Source organism: Thiovibrio sp. JS02 (genome assembly GCF_053485635.1).
The window spans coordinates 454,136-478,277 of sequence record NZ_CM130715.1; the positions used below are offsets into that span (position 1 = coordinate 454,136).

A 24,142-nucleotide genomic window follows, 5' to 3' on the forward strand; every position below is an offset into this window, starting at 1 on the left:
CCTTTATGAACTATATGGATTCGGTTTTCGGGGGGAAAAAGCGTTGAAAACCTTACATAGAATCCCGAAGCTTAAACTCAGGCCCCAGCTTGAGCTTCTGTCGAGGGGGATCCTTGTCCCTTTGCTCCTCAGAATGTATGAAGAGAAGAATTACGATCTGTCCAACACCCTGGTCATTACCGGCGCCCCGCGGGCGGGAACAACCTGGCTCGCCGAACTGGTAAACAGCATCCCCGGCAGCTCCATTCTCTTTGAACCATTGCATCTCGGCCGGGTGCCCGAGGCCAGAAAGGCCGGTTTCAAGTGGGAGACCATCGTACATGAGGGAACCGACTGGCCGGAAGGAGAGAGGTATCTCCGCGACGTCTTGAGCGGTAAGGTGCGTAATTCCTGGACCATGTCCCATGTTTCTTTGGCGCAGGCACGGCATACCAAGTTATGGATAGTCAAATTCGTTCGTGCCAATATGATGCTGGGGTGGCTGGCGCATACCTTTCCTATTCGGCCACCTGCCCTGATCATCCGCCACCCCTGCGCGTCCATAGCCTCCTATCTCCAGAAAGGATGGGCGAGGCCGGAGAAACCCCCGGCTGATCATGAATTTTTCCGGCTTCACCCGCACCTGCGAAGTGTGTGCGACGGGCTCGAGACCGTGGAAGAGTTTATCGCGGTCGCTTGGTGCATGGAGTATTATATGGCCTTGCTCGCGCCACCTCCGTTGCCCTTTCACCTTGTATGTTATGAACGGCTTGTCCGCAACGGATTGGAAGAACTTGCGAAGCTGTTTGACGTCTGGAATTTGCCTCTGCCTGCGGAAGTAAGGTCCAGGCTTTTTAAGCCAAGCATGACCACCGCCGCCTTTTCTCAAGTTTCCAAAGGGAAAGATCCGCTCGCCGGCTGGCAAAGATATTTCAGCCCGGAGCAAAGTCAGCGGATTCTCGCTGTGGTCAGAGCATTTGGTCTTGATTTTTATGACAAGGAACCGGAACCGGATTACGAGCGGCTTTATTCATCTTCTCCGGTGCGTTCAGTGGAATGAGCCTGACAATACGCGTAGACCAAGTATCTTTAAGAAATTTTGCATGATTGGATAGTACTGTAATGGAAAAACAGCATCAGAAGGAATATGCCGGTGTCCCAAGGGCTAATGGAAAAATGCAAGACATGGGACTTGCATCTGCCCAGGAGGTAACTCGAGGCAATATTTTTTACTTTTGCTGTGTCTGCGCCTCCCTCTTTATTTTTGTGGCTCGTCCCGGAGAGCTTTTTCCCGCACTTGCTGGTTTCAAACTTGGCCTCAGCAGCATTGTGCTCACCTGTTTTGCTTTTGTTACTTCAGGCGGTTTTAACGAGTTGAAGCAAGCAGATTTTCCGGGTCTAAAGATGATGCGATTGTTCCTTTTGCTGGGGTTCCTGGTCATTGTTTTTTCAAGCTGGCCAAGAATGGCTTTTGAGGGTTGGCGTACCATTGTCCTCGTGAATACATTGCTTTATCTCTTCTGGCTGCCTGCTGTTAAAACCCCGGATCGGCTCCGGAAGTTTGTGATTGTTCTGGTATTGGCAACAGGATGCTTGGTGTACGCGATGCTTTTTGCCGAATCTGCCGTACGTTATCGGGCTGCAGATCTGGGCAGGCTCAGTGTGGGAGGAACCTATGACCCAAACGATGTCGCCATGATCATGGCCGTTGTCTTTCCGTTTACTTTTTTTCTCTTCCTCTCGGCGAAGTTTAAAGGGAAGGTCGTTTGGGGAGGGCTGCTGGTTTGCCTGGTGCTTGGCATTCTGAGTACAGGCTCTCGCGGTGGTCTTCTTTCCTTAGGAACTGCTTCGCTTTTACTTTTTTTTACTGCGGGGAAAGGTTTGAAGACGTGGCATAGGGTCTTTGTGGTTGCCATGGTGATCGTCTTTTTCATGAGCCCGGCGGCGGACACTGTTAAGGAGCGCTGGCAGGCCGTGTTGAGCGGCGAGGATTACAATGTGGAAAGCGTGGAAGAGGGGGGAGTGGGGCGTCTGAGCCTCTGGGTTTCCGCTGCGCAGTTGATTTTGGAAAATCCCTTGACGGGGGTTGGAGTGAGCAACAGCAGTAATGCCATGGGCGTAGAGTACGGGCGTTGGCGTGCCATCCACAATTCTTATTTTCAAGCAGCACTTGAATTGGGTTTACCTGGATTCATCTTGTTTATGCTGTTATTGCGGACAATCTGGCGTAATTGCAGCCATGCCCGCGGACAATTTGGCCAGCAGCCTCACCGGCAACAACTCGTTCTTTTAGCGGGATGTTGTCGTATCTCTCTTGTTGTATACATGATTGCCGCCTTTTTTCTTTCCCAAGCGTATTCCCTCATGGTGCCGATTCTACTACTCATTTCGGACGGCTTGCATCATATTTCAGTTGCAACCCACGTTCCCTCTTCTCAAATAGAGTTAGGCTGATAAGGATGGCGGCTTTGGTGGTTTTTATCTTAAGTCTTTTTCTCGTTTTCTTACTTGGCTATCTGACGCTGGCAACTGTTTATCTGCTCGGATTGGCCGTTGCGTATTTTATTGTGCAAAAAGAGGAGATCGGAAGCGAGGCCCCCCTTAACCGTTTCGCGATTCTTGTCCCTGCCCATAATGAAGAACTCCTGGTCGGCACTCTCTGTCAAAGCCTTCTTGAAATTGATTATCCGCAGGAGAAGTTCGAGATCTATATCATCGCCGACAACTGTAATGATAAAACTGCGGATATCTGCCGACAGTTTGCGGTACATGTTTTGGAAAGAGAAGATCCCGAACATGGCGGGAAAGGACAGGCCCTGGATTGGGCGATAAAAAGGATCGATCTTGGCAAATATGACGCGGTGTTTATCGTCGATGCCGATAATTATGTCGATGCCTCCATCCTGCGGGAGTTGAGCAAACTTCTCAACCAGGGAGAGCAGGCCATCCAGTGCTACAACGCGGTGGGCAACCGGGATGATAGTTGGTTCACCCAGTTGCTCTATGTATCAAGAGTCATAGGCAATCAGCTCTACCATGAAGCAAAACAGAAACTCGGCTTATCCTCTTATCTTATGGGTAACGGCATATGTTTTAAGTCGGAGTTGTTGCGGAAGAAAGGCTGGACAGCATTTTCTGAGGGGGAGGATTGGGAGTACTACGCGCAGTTGGTCGAGGATAATCTTAAAATAGGTTTTGCAGTCAAAGCCAAGGTGTTTCATCAGGAGTCGAAATCTTTGAATCAGGCGACAAGCCAGAGGTTGCGGTGGTCAAGCGGCCGCTTCGCTATCGCGAAGACCCTTGGGGTAAGGCTTTTTGTGAAAGGCATCCGTGAAAGAAGCTGGCAGATTTTTGATGCGTCTTTTCCATTAATTTTCCCCAATTATTCATTACTGGTCAATCTGACCATTCTTTCCGTAACCCTTTCGTTCTTTCTGCCCTCTTCTTTCTCATGGCAGGGGGGCTTTGTTTTTTTGTCTGTGGCTTTGCTGGTTGGGCAGTTTCTGCTTTTTATTGCCGGGGCTTTTATTGCAGGATCGCCCGGGAGGATCTTCTGCGCGCTCCTGTATGTTCCGGTTTTTTTGGCGTGGAAGTCGACCATTGATTTGTTGACTTTTACCGGCCTGTATAAAGGAAAAAAGTGGGTGCGCACCAAGAGGCATCAATCGTAGTTTGGTTGGCAAGAAAGCTGGAAGGATAAGGTTTTTTGGGCCATATTTCGGCTCCAATGGGGGATTTATGAAAGCAGGCTTGATCGGTTGCGGGTTGAACTCAGATTATCATGTGAATTTTTCCAGGCGTTACCCGGGACTGGAAATCGTCGGTGTGGTTGACAAAGACGAGGCAAAGGCCCAGGCTTGTGCTGCCCGGCACGGGATCAGGAATACCTATACGAATATTCCCGATCTTGTCAGAGAACAGAAGCCGGATGTCCTGCACATCATTACCCCTCCCCCCACTCATTTTGCAGTTGCCAAACAGGCCATTGAATCCAAATGTCATGTTCTCATTGAAAAGCCATTGGCGTTGACAGCCGTAGAGGCCAGGGGGCTTTACGACCTGGCAGAACAAAATGGGGTCATGCTGTGCGCCATGCACAATCATTTTTTTGATCCCTGCATGCTCAAGGCTCGCGAGTTGGTGCAATCGGGCCAGGTTGGCCGGATTATTCATGTTGAAAGCCATTACGGCATGAATACCCGTACAGATGTTTTTCGCAAATATCCAGCTCCTAATGTGCTGCCATGGCTTTACTCCCTGCCGGGAGGGGTATTCCACGATTTTATGCCGCATCCCCTCTACGTAATGCTTCCCTTTCTGGGAAACGTGGAGCAACTCGAGGTCATGGAAAAGTCTTTCAACGAATTCCCGCAGAATATATCTGACGAGCTGAGAGTATTGATCAAAGGGGAGAAGGCATTCGGGCATCTAACCTTTTCCTTTGCGGCCAAGCCGCATCATCACTTTGTGCGTATCCACGGCACCAGAATGATGATCAACGTGGATTTTAATACAATGACTACCACAACATATCCGGTCAGTTCGCTTCCCAAGGCTGCCCAGAAGGCGACCTACAATCTGACCGGAAGTTGGCAGCTTTTTAGCGGCACAGTTGCCAATGTCTGGAATTTTGCCCGGAAAAAATTGCGGCCTTACCAGGGGATGCAAACTCTCATCCACGGGTTTTATGATGCTATTGCAGGTCGTGGTGAAATTCCGGTCAGCCGGAAGGATGGTTTGCAGGTTATTGAGGTCATGGATGCAATATGGCCCAAAATCACCCAAAAGACTTTATGTTTTGATCCCATTATCTCCCAAGGAGAAGGCGGTGGTCCCTTAGTGCTGGTGACAGGCGCTTCAGGGTTCCTTGGAAAACGCTTGGTCAAGATGCTGTTGCGAGACGGCTACCGGGTTCGGGCCTTGGTGCGAAAGCTTTCCAATATCGAACAGTTGCGCATGGTCGGTGCCGAGATATTCTATGGAGACGTGGCTTGTGAGAAGTCTCTGGAGCCGGCATTTTCCGGCGTCGACTATGTGGTTCACGCGGCTGCCGACACTGGCGGCAGTGAAGAGGAAGGCAAGATCAGCACCATTCAGGGCACAAAAAATATCCTGAAATTTTGCCGTAATGCCGCCGTAAAAAGAATGGTATACATCAGTTCCTGCAGCGTGTTCGGGGTTGCCGACTACAAAGCGGGAGAGAGGGTTACGGAAGATTCTTCTCTGGAACGTTTTCCCGAGCGGCGGGGGGCATATTCCCTCTATAAACTGGAGGCGGAGAAGATTGTGAGCCAAGCCATGGCGGCAGGTGACGTCCCCTGCGTGTGCCTGCGACCTGGATTGATTTATGGTCCTGGCGGTGAGGTTTTCACTCCCATGATGGGTTTTTCCTTGGCTGAGCTCTATGTGGTGATCGGTGACGGCACTTTTGTGCTGCCGCTTACCTATGTCGATAATCTCTGCTCGGTCATTCTTACAGCCATGCGCCGGGAGCAGAGTGTCGGGAAAACATACAACGTGGTTGATCCGGAACAGGTGACGAAGAGGGAGTATATGGAGCGGCTGGTCAAGAAACTTCACCCCAATGCCCATACTCTTTATTTCCCATACAGCCTGCTCAATTTCATTGTTTTCTGCCAGGAAAAGATTTTTCAGCTGCTTAAGCGCAAACCGTTTTTGACCCGCTATCGGCTTAAGTCTTCCCAGAACCCGGTAATTTTTGATCCATCAATGGTCATGAATGACCTGGGCTGGCAGCCTCCTCTTGCTGTCCAGGAGGCATTTGCGGCTCTGCTTAATAGTGAAAAAGAAAAAAGAGGATGAGCATAGAGCTTATCCTGATAACCAAAGAAACATTGTTTTGAGCAAAACCTGTGTCTGAGAAAAAAAGTTTTTTCCATCATGCCATGATCTACTGGCTGGGGAGAATGGTGGCCCGCTCCCTGCAGATTGTCCTGCTGCCAATTTTTACCGCCTATCTCTCGCCTGCTGACTATGGTGAGCTGAGCATCCTCGGAATCAGCATGGACGCGGTTGCTCTGGTTCTGAGTTTCCAGCTTCCGGTCGCCATCTACAAGTTTTGGGTCAAAGAGGAAACTGAGGAAGGGCGCCAGCGTGTGCTTGGCAGCGCCATGCTGGTGACGATGGCGGTCCCTACTCTTCTTCTCCTGCCTGTCTATGTCTGGGCCGATTCTTTTTCTTCACTGCTCGGGATGCAGAGCCATGCAAACCTGCTGCGTCTTGCTTTAATCGAAGGTCAGCTCGGCATGGTTATTACCGTAATCATGACGGAAATGCGTGTTCGTGATGAGTCCCGTCGTTTTTCTCTGTGGGAGTTGTCTCAGCGGGTTGGAATCGGTTTGATGAGCGTCCTCTTGGTTGCCGGCTTCGGGATGGGCATTTGGGGTATGTTCATTGCCCATGTAATTGTTTTTGGCTGCATTACCTTGTGGCTGTTGCCACCATTTCTCAGGCAGGTCGGACTTCATTTCGATCTGGAAATCATGAGGAAGATGTTTCGCTACGCCCTTCCTCTGGTGCCTTCTGCAGTGGCCATGGCGGCGGTGCACAGCGCAGACCGTTTTTTTCTTCAGAGGATGGTTGGCCTGGAGGCCACCGGTCTCTATGCTATCGGCTACAAGTTTGGCATGCTGGTCAATATTCTTGTTTTAGGGCCTTTTTTATTGATATGGCAGCCGAAAAGAATCACTCTCGCCGATGACCACAATGCCGCTGAAAAATATGGCCAGATCTTTACTTATCTTTTTGCTCTAACATCTTTTGTTGCTGTGGCACTCACCGGGCTCGCCAAGGAAACGGTGCAGATAATGACTGCCCCAGCATATTGGCAATCCTATAGTCTTGTTTCCATGGTGGCCTGGTCCTATGTTTTTTTCGCTCTCAGCTCTGTAGTGAGCGTCGGGCTCTTTGTGCATCACAAGACCGCAACCTCTGCTTGGATTGTTTTTCTTGCCTTTGCCGCCAACATGCTTGGCAATTTCTTGCTCATTCCACATTACGGCGCCTATGGTGCAGCGTTGTCAACGCTGGTCTCATTTGTGCTGCTTTTTTTGGGAAATCTTCTTCTCTCGCACCGGTATATTGCCATTGCCTACGAGGTAAAAAAGATTGTTATTCTTTCGGCTCATGCCTTGCTCTGCATGGCGTTAATGATCGGCGTCTCCACCGGGAATCTGTTGCTGGATATTGTTATTAAGTCCTCGCTGTTGCTTTGTTTCCCTTTAAGCCTATACTTGTTGGGTTTTTTCGATGCGCTACGGATTCCTCAGCGGATTGTGAGGGCTTGGTGTTCCATGCGCGAAAGGATGAAGGTGGGAGGTATCGAGTAAGGCTTTGGGAAATGGTTGTGAGATAGCCGTCTCCAAGATGGCTGCAACAGGCGAAAATAGGGTGTTCTGAGACCAGTTATAGGGGGCAGTCTCAGTATAAAAATGGGGGGTCTATGGCTAGGTGTCGCGTTGCCCATCTTATTTATTCCAAGAAAATAGGTGGATCGGAGATGGTCGCCGCGAATGTGTGCAGCAATCTGGACCGGAACCGCTTCGAACCCATGGTGCTCTTCATGTACAAATCCACCGGCGCCATGCCCGAGGTTTTATCAAGTTTGGGTGTTGCATCCTCCAGCTTTGAGCTGACTCGGTTTTCTTCGCTGTTCAGATCCTTGATCGTTTCTTCAGTTTTGAACAGGCTCAAAATAGATATTCTCCATGTGCATCACATCCCCCTCTACATGAAGGTTGCCTTGGGGGTTCGACTTTCCCGCGTGAAAGGGGTGGTGTTTACAGAACATGCCAAGTTTTCCATCTCCAGATCCGTCAGTTTGCAAGATGGTTGCCGTAGGGCCGCGAAGGATGCGGATTATTTCACCACCGTTTCGGATAACCTTAAACAGTACTTTGTAAGCGAACTCGGGTTGTCGGAAAAAGCCATCGAGGTTGTCCTGAACGGCGTTGACACAAAACGATTTAGTCCGGACAATATCAGAGGACGGTTGGTGGAACTGCTTCCCGCTTCTGCCACGGGTAAGCTCCTGATCAGCGTTGGCCGGCTTACCGAGGCAAAGGATCAGGAGTGTCTGCTGTATGCCATGAAAAAGTTGATTGCCGAGGGGGGGGCTGATGTTTCGTTGGCCCTGGTCGGCGAAGGGGAGTTGCGTGGCCGCCTTGAGGCGCGCATTTCGGAGCTGGGGCTTGGGCAACATGTTTTTCTGCTCGGCAACCGTACGGATGTGCATGAATTGTTACCAGATGCGGCCATGTTTGTTTTGTCCTCCCGCAGGGAAGGGTTACCCATGGTGCTGCTTGAGGCAATGGCTTCCGGGCTTCCTGTGGTGGCAACAAACGTGGGCGGCATTCCAGAGGTCGTTAAAGAGGGGGATAACGGTTTTCTTGCCCCACCGGAAAACCCTGAATCCCTTGCTGAAAAGATAGGCCTCATGTTGAGTGAGCCGGAACGTTCCGCAGCCATGGGCTTGTCCGGAAGAGAGATGGTTGAGAAGTTCTATTCCATGCAAAAAACGGCACAGCGCTACGCGCAATTATATGAAAATATCATGGCGAAGTATTGAATGTGCTTTGGGGCCAGGGAGCAATTCACAGGAGTATTGAGGAGCGTCCCTTTGTCAGGAGAAAATTAAATGATCTCGTCTTTGGTTTACAAATTCCGCAATCGTGCGCAGATGCGGATGCTTGCCGATTTTTCTCAGCGGCAGTGGCGGTCTTGCGATCTGCTGCTCGTCGACGGCGACAATCTGGCAAGAAAACTGGCTGTGCATGCAAAAGCATCGGTTCCCTATTACGAACGGACTTTTCGCAATATGCAGCTTGACCCTGCGAGCATGAATTTTCCTTATGATTGGGAGCGTATCCCATTCCTCAGCAAAGAAATTCTTCGCCAGGAAAACAAGGGCCTGTTGAGCACTGCTACCGCAAAACGTCGGCGTTTTGTCAACCACAGTGGGGGCTCCACCGGCACTCCTGTTACGTTTTTGACGGATTGGCAACAGTACCAGAGAATGGGGGCATGGATGGCAATGGTTTTTTCCTGGGCAGGTTGGCGGCCGGGGGAGCTGTGTTTTGAACTCTGGGGGAATAAGGAGAAACGGCTCCCTCCCACTTTATGGGACAGGCTGCGTGCTTCTTTGTCAGGCCATTTTGCCGTTCCTGTTTATGATTATACGGAAAAGGAGCTTATGCTCTGGAGGCAGGTGCTTGTAACTCTTAAGCCGACAATCATTTATGGATATCCCTCTGTAGTGGCGGATTTTGCCCGCTGGCTCGATGCGGAAGGGCATATCCCGGAGGGGGTTAAGGGGGTGTTCTGTTCTGCCGAGGTTTTGTATCCGGAGCAACGACATATCATAGAAAATGTTTTCCGTTGTAAGGTGTATAATCAGTACGGAAGCAGGGAAACCCCTTGTCTTGCCTGTGAATGCCCGGAAGGGGGCATGCATATCTTCGTTGATTTTAATCGGGTGGAATTTATCGATTTGGAAGGGGACCCGGCTGGGAGTCGTGATATTGTCGTGACCCCTCTTTACAATTACGTTCAGCCCCTGATGCGATACCGGCTCGGCGATCTGGGTTTGCCTCGGGATGGTCAATGCGCCTGCGGGCGAGGGTATCCGTTGATGGAGCTCAATATTGGCCGTTCCGGAGACATGCTTTATGGGCAGCACGGAAACAAGATTTTTCCCTCCTTTTTCATTCATGTCCTTGATGGCAACGATTGGATCAGATCCTTCCAGTTTATCCAGAAAGCATTGAACCGCCTGGAGTTGAACATTGAGCCGGAAGGTCAGGATCTTGAGAAGCGGCGCGAAGCATTGATCAGGGCTATCCTGCCGAAAATAGAAGAAAAGATGGGTCCAGTGGAGCTTGTTGTAAATTTGGTTGAGAAGATTGATAGGACCAAGGCCGGGAAACATCGTTTCGTGGTAAACGAAACGGCGAGCAAAGGGGGGGATCTTCATGCAAGCGGATAACCTTCCTATTCCGGTCATTATGTACCATACCGTTGGTCGGGTTATGGAGGATTGGAAATGGTCCTTTCTCACCGTGCCGAAGGATACCTTTGCCGATCATCTGAAGTGGCTGAAAAAGTATGGTTACAGGACCATAGACATCGACGAGTTGCAGGCGCATGTCCGCGGAGAACGGCCTTTGCCCCGGCGTTCTGTTTTTCTGACCTTTGACGACGGCTATGTGGACAACTGGACCTATGTTGCCCCACTATTAGAACGGTACGGCTTCAAAGGTACGGTCTTCATGAATCCTGATTTCGTCGACCCGCGTGACATCGTACGGCCAAATTTACATGATGTCTGGGACGGAAAGATTGAAGAGGATGCCTTGGAGACGCGCGGATTCATGTCCTGGCCGGAACTGAAACTCCTGGCGGGAAACGGACCGTTGTCCGTGCATTCCCATGCTATGACCCATACCTGGTACCCAATAAGCGCTAAGATTGTTGATTTTCATCATCCCGGTGACGGCTACTACTGGCTCGATTGGAATAGGTATCCAGAAAAAAAGCCGTTCTATCTGCTTGATCCGTCGAAAACAGAGGTGCCGTACGGCGTACCTGTCTACGAGCATGAAAAGGCACTCGGTGCAACCCGATATTTCCCAACCCCTGAAGAGGAAGCGATCCTTGTTGATTTTGTGAAACAAAGGGGAGGGGCAGCATTCTTCAACTCCCCAGACTGGCGACAGCAACTCATGCAAAAAGTGGAGGATTTCAGAAAGAGATCCGCTGACCCAGGACGTAGCGAGTCACCGGAAGAAAGAAATGCGCGCTACCGTTTTGAGTTAGTGAGGGCTAGAGAGATCCTTGAAGATCGTCTTGGGAAAAAAGTCCATTTTCTTTGCTGGCCTGGAGGCGGTTATGATGAGGCATCCCAAGAGGTTGCTTTGAATGTTTATGCCGCGATAACATTAAGCTCGCGTGATGTTTCAGCAATTCGGAACAGGGTGGGAGATGATCCGAAGTTGATCAAACGGTTCGGGGTTCCCGGCATAGTGCGCAATGGGAAAATATTTTATCCCGGTGGCCGTTATCTTGTCCGTTACCTTGAAGAATATCAAGGAAGCCTGTTTTCCCGGCGGCGGCGACAAGTTTTGAAGGCGCTTGCGCTGGTCAGATATTTTTACATGGACGGCCTATTTGCCAAAGAGGGGAGGATTCAATGCCTGAAATGATGAATAAAAAAGAGCCACGACTGGCTTTCGTAAGCTATCTGAGCAGATCGGGCTCAACCCTTCTTTGCAAGCTCCTCGATCAATTTGCTGATATCGCCGTCGGGATCGAGGCGGGTTTCCCCGGGGCGATTACGAAATTGGTCCCGAAAGAATATGAAATCATTCAAGATGGGAATCAGTTGAATAGTTATCTTGATGAATTATTTGAAGATATACGTTTTAAGGAATGGAAGGTGGACCGAAAGGCATTAGTCAGAAAATTAACGGAACACGGTTATCCCCTTACCTTCAGGGACATCTTGCTGAGTTGTCTGAAGGAATATTTTGGAAATACAGGGGCCCAGGTTTTTGTGCATAAGGCAGGATATTATGTCGATGTCCTCAATACTGCTGAGAAAACATTTCCGGGCGCTAAACATATTTTTGTGGTTCGCGATCCGCGGGCCATTTTTAATTCTCAAAAAAACGCACGCTGTATATATACCGGAAAATCAATGGGGCATTCTTTGCCATATTTTGTCTGGCAATACAAAAAAAGAATTAAGATTCTTTCTGATAACGCGACCAACAACAGCCTCCTTTGCGTGCCTTATGAAAGCCTCATCGGAGATCCTGCGCTGTGGATTAGAAATGTTTTGAGATACTTGGATGTGAGCGAAGAGAAAAAGGAAACAGGAGCTTCCTATTCAGATAAAATTCCTGAAAATCAGCAAGCCCTTCATGTGAATGTCCGCTCTGATCCCAATGCGAAAAGTTTAGAAAAATGGAGGAGCGGGTTGCTGCCGTTTGAGTTGAAGTTTATTCAGGCAAGGCTCGCGTCGGAGATGGCAGCATATGGCTATGAGCCCATCGATGTGCCTCCTCTTTCAGTAAAAGACAGGATGGCGATTTTGCGGAGTGGATATTACTATATGAAATTGTTAGCGAAAGATCTGCTACAGTTTGGGGACGGCAGATAGGAGCGAGAAAAGAGGAAGAGCCGAAGGTTAAGGCTGTTTGTTCTCACAACCAAAAGAGGGTTGCTTTTGTTAAGGCAACCCTCTTTTGGTTATAATACGCTTTTTTTCGTTCCTTTCCTTTGTGGTGAGGCAAGGAGATGGGGATGGTCACTGCGTCAGTAAAGGCAGAGTCGTTTTGTTTTGATCGATAACGGGGCCCTGCCAAGGGGTTTTGGCATATTCCTTTTTGATCAGGATCGCCCCCTCGCTCAAGCCAATGGTTATTTCCGTAACAACCGGCCCAAAGGTGTTGTCTTCGAGCAAACGGCGGTATTCCCCCCCTAATTGATATGTGCGTGGTTCTGTGCCGAGCTCGGAAAGCGTCGTGTTGTTTGAATATTCATACCGAACAATCACAAGTCCCTTGGTGTATTCTCGGGCCAGGACATAGCGTCCTCGCGGATCAGTTCTGTTGAGGGTAGCGTTCCATGAGCCAGGGGCCTCTGTTTCGACGAGAAAAGCCCTGTCAGTATTGGGAACTCCCCAGAAATCGTTTTCGCCTCGGACAACCGGGGTGCCGATGTCAAATTCCATCATTTTGTCCCAATGCGAATCCGCATACGTCGGGTCGGGCCCATATTTAGAGGCAGTTCCGTAATGAATAGCCGAAAAGGTGGTCGGCGAGTTGAAGAGATAGAGTGAGCCGATCATAAACTGCTTCCCGCCAATAGGAGGCGTTTTGCCATAGTGGTACCAGGCGGTGTCCAGATGGTTGAAGAAGAAGAAATCATTTTGGGCGCCTGCATCGTAATGTTTTTGGAAGTAGTCTCTGATGACGTAGTAGTTTTTACTCGGAGAGGCAACATACTCGATGGTGCCGGCGTTGAGTTTGTTTGCCGCAAACTGATCTTCGCAACCAAATTTATAGGTATTGTATGTATAGCTCAGCTCCCCAAAATTCGGGATGATATAAATCATTGATTTTCCAGTTTTTGACTTCAGATATTCTCTTAGGTCGCCAACATAGAGGGCTACTTGTTCCGCGTACCACGCTTTGGCTGTTTTGTCGTCCGTGGTGTACCCTGCGTTGCGCACCTCGATCATGTGGTGCATGTTCGGCAAGTAGCCAACAACGTCAAAGGCCCCCTGGTAGGTGTCGAGCATTACGCCATCGGCATATTTATTTGTTGTTCCCTCTGCGGTTATTACGTCCAGAATATAGGCCTTGTAAGCACCTTTCCAAGCGGCGGAGAGATGATTCATGCGCGGTTCGAATCCGGCATTCCAATATTGGAATATCCTCGCTTCTTCAATGGTCTTTGCCTTACCTCCTCCATAGCCCAAGGCGATGTAATAGTTGCTGGACAGGCCATCAGCAAGGAGAACGCCGTTAACGTCACAAACCCTGTCAGAAGGGGTCCCTGTGCCCGAGGTTTTAACCACCTTGACCCTGGTTTTGACCACGGTGTCGTAATAGTAATGAAGGTAGAGGTCTTCTGGGTTGTAACTGTTTTGTTTTGCCCAAGAGACCATGAAGTCTTGCATTGGAAGAAAAGTGAAGGCCTGGAATACCACATAGGGAATGAGAATGACGTTGGGGTTAGCAGCCTTCAACGTGTCATACTGTGCTTCGGAGATTTTTTTTGTTTGCCATTCTCCGATGCCGACGAGGACATCGTGATGGGTCGCCAGCCATTGCAGCTGTTCAGTGTCGCGTGGATATCCATAATCAAAACCAAATGTTTTGAAGTGGGGCCATAGTTGTGCAAAGCACAGTGAAGGGAGAAAGAACAGCAGTGTAAATATAATCTTTCCAAGGGAACGGGATTTCATTGTATTTTCCTCTCTGGTCAAAGAGTTGCTATTTCAGTATGCCGGCAGTCAGATTGTCCGCAAACATGTCCGCATCGGCTGGGCCCTGGTTGAATCTGAGGCCTGCGTGTTTGCCTGTGGCGTATTTGGCGTCCGATTTTTCCAGGGCCAGTTTGCCGTTGACAAAGATCCGTACCGTGGTGCCCTCCGCCTCCATGCGTAATTTGTATGTCCCTTCGGCGTAGGCCCCGCCGGAACGGGCAAGCCAGAGTTTCGTGCTGCCGGAGGCGGCGGCGAGATTGATATATCCACTTTCAAAATAGGCAAGGTAGCCTGTGCCGGTTGCAATGTCTCCCCGCAGGAGCAGGCCGGCGCCCTGGCTCTTTCCTGAGTAGCGGGCGTCGGCCTCGACAAACTGGTCGTCGCTTTCGATGGGAGTTTTGGAAAGTACCCTGGTGTCGCTGTATGCCTTACCGTGCGCAGCGCCGTTGACCACCGACATGACACCAATGATCGGGGTATAGCTTGCCGAAGTGTCTGCGGAGAAGTCGTCCACCATGTCGGTGGAGAAGATGCCCGCGGCCAGATTGTCCGCGTACATATCGGCATCTACCGCGCCCTGGTTGAAGCGAAGGCCCACGTATTTGCCGGTGGCGTATTTGGTGTCCTGCCGCTCAACCATAAGTTGGCCGTTGACAAAGATGCGGATGGTGCTGCCTTCCGCCTCCATGCGCAGTTTGTACGTCCCGTCGGCGTATGTTCCACCGGCGCGTCCTAGCCAGGTTTTCGAGGCGCCTGATATGGCTGCGAGGTTGATGTACCCGCTTTCAAGATAGGCGAGGTAGCCGGTTTTCAGTGTGGAATCAACCCGGACGAGTATCCCTGCTCCCTGTGATTTCCCGGAGTAGCGGACATCCGCCTCCACGTATTGATCATCCCTGTCCAGCGGGGTTTTGTGGAATACCCTCGTGTCGGTATATGCCTTGCCGTGGGCCGTGCCGCCGGAAACGGTGAGTGCGCCGTTGATCACGGTGTAGTTGGCCGAGGTGTCCACGGAAAAGTCGTCGGAGAACCGGCTCACCGGCGTGGTTGCCGCGACCTTGGTCGCCGTGATTGTTACATTGGTTTGCGCCTTGGCTCCTGAATTGTCCCATACCGTCAGGGTGGCGACATAGGTGCCGGCTATCCCATACTGATGGGAAACGGTCAGGCCGCTGCCCGTGGTGCCGTCGCCGAAGTCCCATTCGTAGGCGGTAATGGTTCCGTCCGCGTCAATGGAACCGGCGCCGGAGAAGGATGTATTCAACGGCGCCACCCCGGTCAACGGGCTGGCCGTTATGACGGCGGTGGGCGGTTGATTGAGGGGCACCGGCGCCGTGACCGTGATGACGGTCTGGGCCGAGGCGGTTTTCCCTTCGTTGTCGGTGACGGTCAGGATTGCCGTGAAGGTACCGGTGGAGCTGTAAGTGTGGTTTACAAAAGCGCCTGTTCCGGAATAACCGTCACCGAAATCCCAGGAGTATTGGCTTATGGTGCCGTCGCTGTCGGTGGAGGATGATCCGTCCAGGAGAACCGCGAGGGGCGCTTCGCCGGAACTGGTTGTCACATAAATCGATGCCACCGGCGGGGTGTTCAGCACCTCCTCGCCCGTGACATTGACGCTGGCCTGGGCGGAGGCGGTGCCGCCGTCGTTGTCCGTGACCGTGAGGCGGACCGTGTAGGTGCCGGGAACCTTATAGATGTGGTTGGTGGTCGCATAGGGAGAGGTCGCGCCGTCACCGAAATCCCAGCTGTACGAGGCGATGGTGCCGTCGAAGTCATAGGAGCCGGCGGCGTCGCAGTCCAGGATCAGGGGGGCGTCCCCTGAGGTGGAAGAGAGTTTCAGGCTCGGAATGGGCGGCACATTGCCGTTGTCGTCCTCGGCCGGGACATCGACGATATAGGGAGCTGAGGGGGTGCTTTCCCCTCCGTACGCATCCACGCCGGTGACGGTGAAACTGTTCTGTTGCCCGGTCTCAAGGTAGACATTGAGGTCGGCGAAAAAGAGCGCGGGATCCTGAAAGGTGCCGATGAGCTGCCCGTTCTGGTAAATGTTGTAGCCCGCCAACCCAGGAGGGAGGGTTTGGTAGGACCACTCCATGTGGAGCGGCTGCAGAATCGCGGCCCGGGAGGGGATGGGCGCCCAGAGGCCCAGCAGCAAAGCAAGCAGGCAGCAAAGCCTTGCCTTGAAGGCCGTGGGTCGCTGCTGCGACCAGAGAAACTTCGGAGATGGTTTTCGCGTGAAAGTGATCATTTTTCGGCACCTTTGACAAGTTTTGTCACCTGCTCGTTGTTGAGCAGGCTCAGATGCCGTGGAGGATTTTTTCGACTCTGGTACATCCTCCCCGGCAACCCCGCTACCGTATCTCCGGGTTTTGATAATTCCGGAAACTTAGGCCGGTGGCTTTGCGTCCCATCCTTTCAGAAGGTTTGCCTTTATCGTTCGCGTGGTTTTTATGCGAAATGCGTGCCAGTGGGAACGAAAAGTCAGACCTTCGGATGGGCTGGCGAAAAATCATCCCTGCCCGGGTTTTGTTTTTTCGATCCTGTGGCTGATGGTCCAGTTGATCCAATCATACTGTTTTTCGGAAAAGTCGGTTTTCTTCATCTCCAGAAAGGCCTTGAGCTGGTCGATATTCTCAAAGGTCACCGAATAGAATCCCGTTGCCCTGGCGCCCCGGCCCAGGAGGGAAAATTTCCCTGCCTTGTCGACCCCGATCATGATGTCATGGTTTTTGTAGATCACCGACGAGTCGGCCATGGTTATGGTGCCGTATTTTTCATGGTACACGTACCTGGCGGCGAAAAAGCTCATCACCACGAAGATGATGAAAAGAAGGGCGGTTGCCGATTTGGCCACCAGACCGAAGGATTGCGGGTTGAAGATGTCCTTGAGGGAAAGGGGGATGTACTGCTTGATGGCGCGGTCGATCTCGTTGTGTTTGGCCAGGCTTGCTTCGACCACCAGATTCGTGTAATTTTCGATGTCCTCTATGGCCTGCCGGTCCATGGGATCCGCCATGGCCACGGAAAGGATGTTGTGGTTTTTCCTGCCGAGGGGGATGAGGCTGTATTTCTGACAGAGGTAGCGGGGAACCGCCGAGCGTACTTCGTTGGAGAATTTTTCATCGATATTGATGATGGGCACCTCAAGCTGCTCGGCCAGGGCCTTGAGCAACTGCTCGTCGTTGAGGTAGCCCATCTTGATGAGAAGGTAGCCGAGCCGCCGTCCTCCGCTCACCTGCAGGCGAAGTGCTTCATTGATCTGATCCTGGGTAACAAGTTTTTTTTCAAGAAGTAATTGTCCAAGCTGTACTTTTGCTTTCATTGCCTGTTATCTCCAGATTAGAGGTTATGAAGGATTTTTTTCATGATTCGTTGCTTGTGCGAATCGTTCTTGATCAGCCCCCCTGCCATGATGTCCAGCCGATGAGGAATAGGGAATTCCTCTCCAATCTATAAAGCAAAAAATATGCCCGGGCCGGGTGCGGGGTGGAAATCATGAGATTACAAGGTGTTAGGGGGTTGTGGGGAAGAAGAGTGGCTGCTGAACCGGGAAAAACAGTGTATTTTTCCGTTTTTTGGAAAAAAGTTTGCCTGTTCGCTGGAATTGTAATTGTATTAAATGGTTATCAGCGAAAACCCTGTTTGTGATTCCGGTTTTCCGGAGAAGCGTGTTTGTCTTGCGCCGGTTTTTTCCTTTTTGGCCGGGCGGGTGGTTGTGGTAGCATGTTCTGGGCCGATCGGGATGGCTTTCGGGAAGAGAAACGCATGAGGCATGCGTTGTTCGGGTGATAAGGAGAAGAAGACCCATGAATATTGAAAAGGATGAAAATGTTGTCTGGCATGATACCTCTGTCTGTCGGCGCGACCGGGAAAAAATGCTTGGCCATCGCAGTGTGAATCTCTGGTTTACCGGGCTGTCCGGCTCGGGCAAGTCCACCCTGGCCCACGCCGCCGCCAGGAGGCTGCACGATTTGCGCTGCCAGGCCTATGTTTTTGACGGGGACAACATCCGGCACGGCCTCTGCGCCGATCTCGGCTTCAGCATCGAGGACCGGCATGAGAACATCCGCCGCATCGCCCAGGTGGTGAAGCTCTTTCTCGACGCGGGGGTGATTTCTCTTTCCGCCTTTATCTCTCCCATGCGCACCGACCGGAAGATGGTGCGGGATTTTCTCGGCGCGGGGGATTTTCTGGAGATATATTGCAAGTGCTCCCTTGAGGTCTGCGAACAGCGGGATGTGAAGGGGCTCTACAAAAAGGCCAGAGAGGGGAAAATCAAGAATTACACGGGGATCTCCTCACCCTATGAGGAGCCGGTCGGTCCCGATCTGGTGATCGACACGGTGAATACCTCCATAGAAAGCGGCGTGGACGAGATCATCAATCTGCTGATCGCCAGAAAGGTCATCAGCGTCTGAGGTGCGGCCGCAGGGAGCAACGGGGCGGCGAGGGGGCAGGGGCTCATGGACATGGCGGGAACAAGGTCAGCTTCGGGTACGGGGCATGAAGCCGTGGTGGCTGAACTCGAGGTGCTTCTGCGGCGCAGGCTCCGGCCGCTTTTTGAACTCTACGGGCTCGATTTTGAAAACCTTCTCATGCCCCTGAAGTGGAAGCCCATCGTGCTGGTGATCGGCAATTACTCCTCCGGTAAATCCACCTTCATCAACGAGCTGCTCGGACAGACAATACAGAGGACCGGCCAGTCCCCCACCGACGACAGCTTCACCATCCTGGCCGGCGTTGAGCCGGGTGAGGTGCTGCCGGAGATTCCGGGCAGCACGGTGATCAGGGACCCGGCTCTGCCCTTTGCCGGCCTCGGAAAGTTCGGCGAACGGCTTGAGGCCCACCTCCGCCTCAAGCATGTCGATTCCCCCTTTCTCGACAGGATGGTGATCATCGATACCCCCGGCATGCTCGATTCGGTCACCGAGCGGGACCGCGGCTACGATTATCTTGGGGTGGTGGGCGAACTGGCGCGGCTTGCCGATATCATCATCCTGATGTTCGACCCCTTCAAGGCCGGGACCATCAAGGAAACCTACCAGGCCATCAGGGGCACCCTGCCGGGCAGCACCAGCGAAGACAGAATACTCTATGTGCTGAACCGCATCGATGAATGCGACAGCTCCGCCGATCTGGTCCGCTCCTACGGCACCCTCTGCTGGAACCTTTCCCAGATGACCGGCCGCAAGGACATCCCCAGGATCTTTCTGACCTATTCCCCCGGACTGGCCGAGAACGCCGCGGCCTTCGCCGTCTGGGACGGCGAGCGGCGGGATCTGATCGAGGCGATCCGCGAGGCGCCGGCCAAGAGGGTCAACCATATCCTCCAGGACGTGGAGCGCGAGGTGAGGGGCCTGCGCCTTGAGGTCGAGGCCCTGGCCCGATTCAAAAGCGGCTTTGGCGCGCGCCTGAAAAACATCCTCAACTACGGGATGCTGGCGGTGCTCGCTCTTTTTTTCTTCGGGGATCTGCTGTTGAAGGCCCTGACCGGGGTGCCGGAAACGCCGCTGCTGGTCGGGCTGCTTTCCGGCCGGGTGAGTCCCGAGTCCTTCCTGCTGCCCTTCTCCGTTGCCGGCCTGTTGTTTTTTCTGCTCTATCTCGTGGTGAAGCGGTTCGTGCTGCCCCGCTTCGTCAGGGAGGCATGCGGGCAGGTTGACGGCCTGGTTCTCCTGGACAACGCATACAAGAAGGATATCTGGAGCCGGGTGCGGGAAAGGGTTCTCCGCCGGCTGGGCGCCGAGCCGCGGAGGCTCCTGTGGCGGGCGCACCGTCGCCATCTGCGCAGGATCGAGCGCTTCCTGGACAAGGATCTGCGCCGCTATTATCAGCACGGGGAAAAATCAGGCCGGCCATAATGGCGGCCCGTTGCAAAACGGGCTCCTGGCGGCGGATGCGGCGCCGAATGGTGCCGGCTCTGAGAGAGCCGGGAAATTCGTGGGGTTGGCCGCAATCTTCCGTGGCCGACCGGCGGTCGGAAAAACCGGGGGAGGTTTTTTTCAATCGACCGGATGGCCCCCGGCCGGTCTGCTAATCGTTGTACAGTTCCGGCTTGTGCCGGATGATCTGCGCATCCACCAGATAGATGACATCCTCGGCAATGTTGGTGGCATGGTCGGCAATACGTTCCAGGTGCCGGCCCACCGAGAGCGCATGCAGCAGGTTGTTGACATGCTCGGTGTCGGTGGTGAGCATGCCCCTGAGCTTTATGTACATCTCCCGGTTCATGGCGTCCATCTTGTCGTCCGAGGCCCGGATCTGGTGGGCCAGGCGGACGTCGAGGTTGACCAGCGAGTCGATGCTTTCGGTCACCATCTTTTCCGCCAGCGAGACCATGGGCGAGAGATCAAAGGGGATTTCGAAGCGTTCCTGGCCGCAGAGATACAGGCCCCTTTCCGCGATGTTCACCGCGAGGTCGCCGATGCGTTCGAGGTCGCTGTTGATCTTCAGCACCGCCACGATGAAGCGCAGATCAATGGCCACCGGCTGATAGAGCGCGAGAATCTTCAGGCAGTCCTCTTCGATTTCCACCTCCATGTCGTCGATCTCCCGGTCGCCTTTGATCACGGCATTGGCCTTGTTGACATCGCGGTTGATCACGGCGAGGGTGGCCTGGTATACCCGGTCCTCGACCGCCTCGCCCATACTGATGATCTTCGCTTTCAGCTTTTCGATATCGTGCTGCATGTGTTTAGGCATAATTGTTCTCCATGCTCATCCGAAGCGGCCGGTGATGTAGTCTTCCGTCTGTTTTTCCTTGGGATTGGTAAAGATTCTCGGGGTGGCGTCAAATTCTATGAGCCTGCCTTCATAGAAAAAGGCGGTAAAGTCGGAAACCCGGGCCGCCTGTTGCATATTGTGGGTGACGATGACGATGGTGTAGTTGTTGCGCAGCTCGCCGATCAGATCCTCGATGCGGGTGGTGGATTTGGGGTCGAGCGCCGAGGCCGGTTCGTCCATGAGCAGGATCTTCGGCCCCACCGCCAGGGCGCGGGCGATGCAGAGGCGCTGCTGCTGGCCGCCGGAAAGCCCCATGGCGTTGTCGTGCAGCCGGTCCTTGACCTCTTCCCAGATGGCGGCCTGTTGCAGGCTCTGTTCGACGATCTCGGTCAGTCGGTTCTTGTCTTTCATGCCGTGGATGCGCGGGCCGTAGGCGACATTGTCGAAGATCGATTTGGGGAAGGGGTTTGATTTCTGAAAGACCATGCCCACCTCCTTGCGCAGCTCCACGACATTGGTGCCGTTGGCGTAGATGTCGGAGCCGTTGATCCGGATTTCTCCCTCGACCCGGCTGGCGGTGATGGTGTCGTTCATCCGGTTCAGGCAGCGCAGGAAGGTCGACTTGCCGCAGCCGGAAGGACCGATCAGGGCCGTGACCTGCTTGGCCGGGATGTCCAGGGTGATATCAAAAAGAGCCTGTTTTGCCCCATAGAAGAAATTGACATGCCGGGTGGTGATGACGATGTCGAGGTCTTGCGGGAAAATGGATTTTTCTACCATCGGAATTTTTTCCTGAAATGTGTTCGAATGATGATTGCGCCAAGGCTCAAGCCCAGAACCAGGAGGAGGAGAATCAGGGCTGTTCCGTACTGCATGTTTTTAAGCCGGTCCGCTTCCGGATGCTGGGTGGCCAGGATATAAAGGTGATAGGGCAGCGCCATGACCTGGTCGAAAACCGACTTGGGCAGCTTGGGGAGGAAAAACGCCGCCACCGTGAGGAGGATGGGGGCGGTTTCCCCGGCGGCCCGGCCGATTCCCAGGATGGAGCCGGTGATCATGCCGGAGAGGGAGTAGGGCAGGACATTGGTGCGGATGGTCTCCCATTTGGTGGCGCCCAGGGCCAGGCTGGCGTCCCGGAAGCCTTTGGGCACCGCGCGCAGGGCCTCTTCGCTGGCCACGATGATGGTGGGCAGCACCATGCAGGCCAGGGTGAGGCTGCCGGCCAGAATGGAAGGCCCGAAGCCGCAGAAAAGCACGAAGAGGCCCAGGCCGAACAGGCCGAAGACGATGGAGGGCACGCCGGCAAGGGTGATGATGGCCAGGCGCACCAGATTGGCGAAACGGCCGTGCCCTGCATATTCGGAGAGATAAATGGCGCCGCCCACTCCCAGGGGCAGGGAGACGGCGATGGTGCCGATCACCAGATAGAAGGTGCCGACAATGGCCGGCAGAATGCCGCCCGCCGCTCCGCTGCGTCGGGGAAAGGTGCTGACGAAGCCCCAGTTGAGGGCCGGCATGCCGTTTTTGATGATGTCGAAAAGGATATAGCCGATGATCAGCACCACGCAGTAGGTGATAAGGCGCAAGCTCAGCAGGACAAATTTTTCCCTGGTGTTGTTCATTTCATCATCCCGTATTTTTTCAGGACGCGCTGGGCGATGATATTGAGGGCGAAGGTGATGAAGAGCAGGATGATGCCGATCCAGAAAAGCGCCTGGTAATGGACGGAGCCGAAGGGCACCTCCCCCATCTCCGCCGCGATGGTGGCGGTCATCGTCCGTACCGATTCCAGGGGGGAAAAGGTGACGATGGCCGAGTTGCCGGTCACCATCAGGACCGCCATGGTCTCGCCGATTACCCGGCCGATGCCGAGCATCACCGCGGCGACGATGCCGGGCAGGGCCGCCGGCAGGGTGACCCGGAAGATGGTCTGCAGATGGCTGGCGCCCAGGGCGAGGGAGGCGTTTTTCAGGGCATAGGGCACGCTGGCCAGGGCGTCCTCGGAGATGGAAATCACGGTGGGGATGGCCATGAGGGAGAGGAGCAGGGCGCCGGTGAGGCCGGTAAGCCCGGTGCTCAAGCCGAAAATCTCTTTCACCAGGGGAGCGACCACGATGAGGCCGAAGAAGCCGAGAACCACCGAGGGGATGCTGGCGAGGATCTCGATGAAGGGCTTCAGGCATTCCCGTTCCACGGGCCGGGCGATTTCGGCGATGTAGATGGCGATCAGGACCGAGGTGGGCACGGTGATGAGCATGGCCAGCACCGTCACCAGGGCGGAGCCGGAAAGCAGCGGCCCCACCCCGTAGCGTTCCTTCAGGAAGGAGACCGGGATCCACTGGTTGTCGAAGAGTTTCGCCAATCCCGGTTTCAGGACAAAGGGGCCCGCCTCCTTGAAGAGAAAGAGGAAGATCAGGCCGACGATGAGGACGCTGGTCGACGCCGCGCCGACCAGCAGTATCCGCATCATCCTGTCCGTGAAGATGGCTCTATTGGACCGGGACATATCCCGCTTTCCTCACAATGTCCTGCCCGGCCGGGCTCAGGCAGAAATCGACAAACTTTTTGGCAACGCCCTGGGCATCGCCGTTGGTGTAGAAAAACAGGGGCCGGGAGATGGCATATTCGCCGGAGCTGATGGTCGCCTCGCTGGGAGCGACCGGAGCGGCCTGACCCTCGGCCTGCACGGCCAGGGCCTTGACGGTACCCTGGGACTCTGCGGCGAAACCGAGGCCGACGTAGGCGATGGCCCATTTGTCCGAGGCCACGGCCTGGATGAGCGCCGAGGTGCCGGGAAGAAGACGGGCGGAGGCGGTGTAATCCTCTTTGTTGAGAACATGCTCCTGGAAGAAGATGAAGGTGCCGGAGCTGGACTCCCTGGAGAGCACGATGATCGGCGCGTCAGGGCCGCCGACCTCCTGCCAGTTCGTCGCCTTGCCGGTGTAAATCAGGCGAAGCTGGTCGGTGGTCAGGCTGTTGACGGGGTTTTCCGGGTTGACCACCAGAACGATGCCATCCCGGGCGACCGCGATCTCCTTGGGAGAAATATTGCTCGCCTGGGCCTGCTTCAACTCCTTTTCCTTCATGGCCCTGGAGGCGGCGCAGATATCGGTGGTGCCGTTGAGCAGGGCGGCGATGCCGGTGCCGGAACCGCCGCCGGTTACGGAAATGTCGACATTCGCGTCGGTTTTCATGAACTCTTCGGTCCAGGTGCTCACCAGATGGACCATGGTGTCCGAGCCCTTGATGGAAAGGTACTGGGTTTGCGTCTTTTTCTGGCCGTTTTCTTCCGGGGCGGAACCGCAGCCGGCAAGGAGGGGGATGAGCAGAAGGCTTAGGGCAAGGGCGATGAGTCGTTGCATGACAGACACCTTTTCATGTGGGGGCCAAACAGCGCCGAATATGGTTTTGGGAAGGGGGGCTTCCCGC

Annotated in this window: 19 protein-coding genes and 1 riboswitch; of the genes, 11 read left to right on the forward strand and 8 right to left on the reverse strand. The window is 53.6% G+C overall.

What is annotated here, in order from left to right:
* The first annotated feature begins 43 nt into the window (after positions 1 to 43).
* From ACUUL3_RS02270 to ACUUL3_RS02310, 9 genes are all read left to right on the forward strand, one after another.
* Positions 44 to 1,039, forward strand: a complete 996-nt coding sequence (locus tag ACUUL3_RS02270; RefSeq protein ID WP_448554180.1) for a sulfotransferase — start codon at positions 44 to 46, stop codon at positions 1,037 to 1,039.
* Positions 1,040 to 1,101: 62 nt separating this feature from the next.
* Entirely contained in the window at positions 1,102 to 2,433 is a 1,332-nt protein-coding gene (locus ACUUL3_RS02275) for an O-antigen ligase family protein (RefSeq protein ID WP_448554182.1), read from the forward strand.
* Between the two features lie 5 nt (positions 2,434 to 2,438).
* Positions 2,439 to 3,650, forward strand: a complete 1,212-nt coding sequence (locus ACUUL3_RS02280) for a glycosyltransferase family 2 protein (protein ID WP_448554184.1) — start codon at positions 2,439 to 2,441, stop codon at positions 3,648 to 3,650.
* 67 nt (positions 3,651 to 3,717) lie between these two features.
* Entirely contained in the window at positions 3,718 to 5,802 is a 2,085-nt protein-coding gene (locus ACUUL3_RS02285; RefSeq protein ID WP_448554185.1) for an NAD-dependent epimerase/dehydratase family protein, read from the forward strand.
* 50 nt (positions 5,803 to 5,852) lie between these two features.
* Positions 5,853 to 7,328, forward strand: a complete 1,476-nt coding sequence (locus ACUUL3_RS02290) for a lipopolysaccharide biosynthesis protein (RefSeq protein ID WP_448554187.1) — start codon at positions 5,853 to 5,855, stop codon at positions 7,326 to 7,328.
* A 113-nt stretch (positions 7,329 to 7,441) separates the two neighbouring features.
* Entirely contained in the window at positions 7,442 to 8,566 is a 1,125-nt protein-coding gene (locus ACUUL3_RS02295) for a glycosyltransferase family 4 protein (protein ID WP_448554189.1), read from the forward strand.
* A gap of 69 nt (positions 8,567 to 8,635) precedes the next feature.
* Positions 8,636 to 9,982, forward strand: a complete 1,347-nt coding sequence (locus ACUUL3_RS02300) for a phenylacetate--CoA ligase family protein (RefSeq protein WP_448554191.1) — start codon at positions 8,636 to 8,638, stop codon at positions 9,980 to 9,982.
* Positions 9,969 to 11,198: a polysaccharide deacetylase family protein gene (locus ACUUL3_RS02305; RefSeq protein ID WP_448554193.1), complete on the forward strand. Its 1,230-nt coding sequence runs from the start codon at positions 9,969 to 9,971 to the stop codon at positions 11,196 to 11,198. Before ACUUL3_RS02300 ends, ACUUL3_RS02305 begins: the two co-directional genes overlap by 14 nt.
* Entirely contained in the window at positions 11,186 to 12,157 is a 972-nt protein-coding gene (locus tag ACUUL3_RS02310; protein WP_448554195.1) for a sulfotransferase, read from the forward strand. Before ACUUL3_RS02305 ends, ACUUL3_RS02310 begins: the two co-directional genes overlap by 13 nt.
* Before the next feature lie 147 nt (positions 12,158 to 12,304).
* Here the strand turns inward: ACUUL3_RS02310 and ACUUL3_RS02315 are convergent, their stop codons facing one another.
* The 3 genes from ACUUL3_RS02315 to ACUUL3_RS02325 form a co-directional block, all read right to left on the reverse strand.
* Positions 12,305 to 13,969 (reverse strand): hypothetical protein, encoded by a 1,665-nt coding sequence (locus tag ACUUL3_RS02315; protein ID WP_448554197.1) that lies wholly within the window; start codon positions 13,967 to 13,969, stop codon positions 12,305 to 12,307.
* A gap of 28 nt (positions 13,970 to 13,997) precedes the next feature.
* Positions 13,998 to 16,241, reverse strand: a complete 2,244-nt coding sequence (locus ACUUL3_RS02320; protein WP_448554199.1) for a PKD domain-containing protein — start codon at positions 16,239 to 16,241, stop codon at positions 13,998 to 14,000.
* A 90-nt stretch (positions 16,242 to 16,331) separates the two neighbouring features.
* A riboswitch (cyclic di-GMP riboswitch) is annotated at positions 16,332 to 16,432 on the reverse strand.
* Positions 16,433 to 16,502: 70 nt separating this feature from the next.
* The gene (locus tag ACUUL3_RS02325; RefSeq protein WP_448554201.1) at positions 16,503 to 17,315 is read right to left on the reverse strand and encodes a GspE/PulE/PilB domain-containing protein; all 813 of its coding nucleotides are present in this window, start codon (positions 17,313 to 17,315) and stop codon (positions 16,503 to 16,505) included.
* A 484-nt stretch (positions 17,316 to 17,799) separates the two neighbouring features.
* Between ACUUL3_RS02325 and cysC the strand changes: the two genes are divergently transcribed.
* Both cysC and ACUUL3_RS02335 read left to right on the forward strand, forming a co-directional pair.
* On the forward strand, positions 17,800 to 18,411 hold the full coding sequence (gene cysC, locus ACUUL3_RS02330) for an adenylyl-sulfate kinase (RefSeq protein WP_448554203.1): 612 nt from the start codon (positions 17,800 to 17,802) through the stop codon (positions 18,409 to 18,411).
* A 96-nt stretch (positions 18,412 to 18,507) separates the two neighbouring features.
* Entirely contained in the window at positions 18,508 to 19,851 is a 1,344-nt protein-coding gene (locus ACUUL3_RS02335; RefSeq protein ID WP_448554205.1) for a dynamin family protein, read from the forward strand.
* A 172-nt stretch (positions 19,852 to 20,023) separates the two neighbouring features.
* Here ACUUL3_RS02335 and phoU read toward each other — a convergent pair whose 3' ends face one another.
* The 5 genes from phoU to ACUUL3_RS02360 are packed head-to-tail and all read right to left on the reverse strand — an operon-like array spanning position 20,024 to position 24,075.
* On the reverse strand, positions 20,024 to 20,692 hold the full coding sequence (gene phoU / locus ACUUL3_RS02340; protein ID WP_448554207.1) for a phosphate signaling complex protein PhoU: 669 nt from the start codon (positions 20,690 to 20,692) through the stop codon (positions 20,024 to 20,026).
* A gap of 15 nt (positions 20,693 to 20,707) precedes the next feature.
* Positions 20,708 to 21,493 carry a phosphate ABC transporter ATP-binding protein PstB gene (gene pstB, locus ACUUL3_RS02345; RefSeq protein ID WP_448554208.1) on the reverse strand — a complete coding sequence of 262 codons (786 nt, stop codon included), beginning with the start codon at positions 21,491 to 21,493 and terminating at the stop codon, positions 20,708 to 20,710.
* Positions 21,487 to 22,335, reverse strand: coding sequence for a phosphate ABC transporter permease PstA (gene pstA, locus ACUUL3_RS02350; RefSeq protein ID WP_448554210.1), 849 nt, complete (start codon positions 22,333 to 22,335; stop codon positions 21,487 to 21,489). Before pstA ends, pstB begins: the two co-directional genes overlap by 7 nt.
* Entirely contained in the window at positions 22,332 to 23,219 is an 888-nt protein-coding gene (pstC, locus tag ACUUL3_RS02355) for a phosphate ABC transporter permease subunit PstC (RefSeq protein ID WP_448554212.1), read from the reverse strand. Before pstC ends, pstA begins: the two co-directional genes overlap by 4 nt.
* Positions 23,203 to 24,075 (reverse strand): PstS family phosphate ABC transporter substrate-binding protein, encoded by an 873-nt coding sequence (locus tag ACUUL3_RS02360; RefSeq protein WP_448554213.1) that lies wholly within the window; start codon positions 24,073 to 24,075, stop codon positions 23,203 to 23,205. The genes pstC and ACUUL3_RS02360 overlap by 17 nt, the downstream gene beginning before the upstream one ends.
* Between the last annotated feature and the right edge of the window lie 67 nt (positions 24,076 to 24,142).

Coding starts and splice junctions, on each gene's coding strand:
- pstB (WP_448554208.1), bottom strand. CDS start 21,493: ATGGTAGAAAAATCCATTTTCCCGCAAGACCTCGACATCGTCATCACC.
- ACUUL3_RS02275 (WP_448554182.1), top strand. CDS start 1,102: ATGGAAAAACAGCATCAGAAGGAATATGCCGGTGTCCCAAGGGCTAAT.
- ACUUL3_RS02315 (WP_448554197.1), bottom strand. CDS start 13,969: ATGAAATCCCGTTCCCTTGGAAAGATTATATTTACACTGCTGTTCTTT.
- ACUUL3_RS02325 (WP_448554201.1), bottom strand. CDS start 17,315: ATGAAAGCAAAAGTACAGCTTGGACAATTACTTCTTGAAAAAAAACTT.
- ACUUL3_RS02305 (WP_448554193.1), top strand. CDS start 9,969: ATGCAAGCGGATAACCTTCCTATTCCGGTCATTATGTACCATACCGTT.
- ACUUL3_RS02310 (WP_448554195.1), top strand. CDS start 11,186: ATGCCTGAAATGATGAATAAAAAAGAGCCACGACTGGCTTTCGTAAGC.
- ACUUL3_RS02300 (WP_448554191.1), top strand. CDS start 8,636: ATGATCTCGTCTTTGGTTTACAAATTCCGCAATCGTGCGCAGATGCGG.
- ACUUL3_RS02295 (WP_448554189.1), top strand. CDS start 7,442: ATGGCTAGGTGTCGCGTTGCCCATCTTATTTATTCCAAGAAAATAGGT.
- ACUUL3_RS02320 (WP_448554199.1), bottom strand. CDS start 16,241: ATGATCACTTTCACGCGAAAACCATCTCCGAAGTTTCTCTGGTCGCAG.
- ACUUL3_RS02360 (WP_448554213.1), bottom strand. CDS start 24,075: ATGCAACGACTCATCGCCCTTGCCCTAAGCCTTCTGCTCATCCCCCTC.
- phoU (WP_448554207.1), bottom strand. CDS start 20,692: ATGCCTAAACACATGCAGCACGATATCGAAAAGCTGAAAGCGAAGATC.
- ACUUL3_RS02285 (WP_448554185.1), top strand. CDS start 3,718: ATGAAAGCAGGCTTGATCGGTTGCGGGTTGAACTCAGATTATCATGTG.
- pstA (WP_448554210.1), bottom strand. CDS start 22,335: ATGAACAACACCAGGGAAAAATTTGTCCTGCTGAGCTTGCGCCTTATC.
- pstC (WP_448554212.1), bottom strand. CDS start 23,219: ATGTCCCGGTCCAATAGAGCCATCTTCACGGACAGGATGATGCGGATA.
- cysC (WP_448554203.1), top strand. CDS start 17,800: ATGAATATTGAAAAGGATGAAAATGTTGTCTGGCATGATACCTCTGTC.
- ACUUL3_RS02280 (WP_448554184.1), top strand. CDS start 2,439: ATGGCGGCTTTGGTGGTTTTTATCTTAAGTCTTTTTCTCGTTTTCTTA.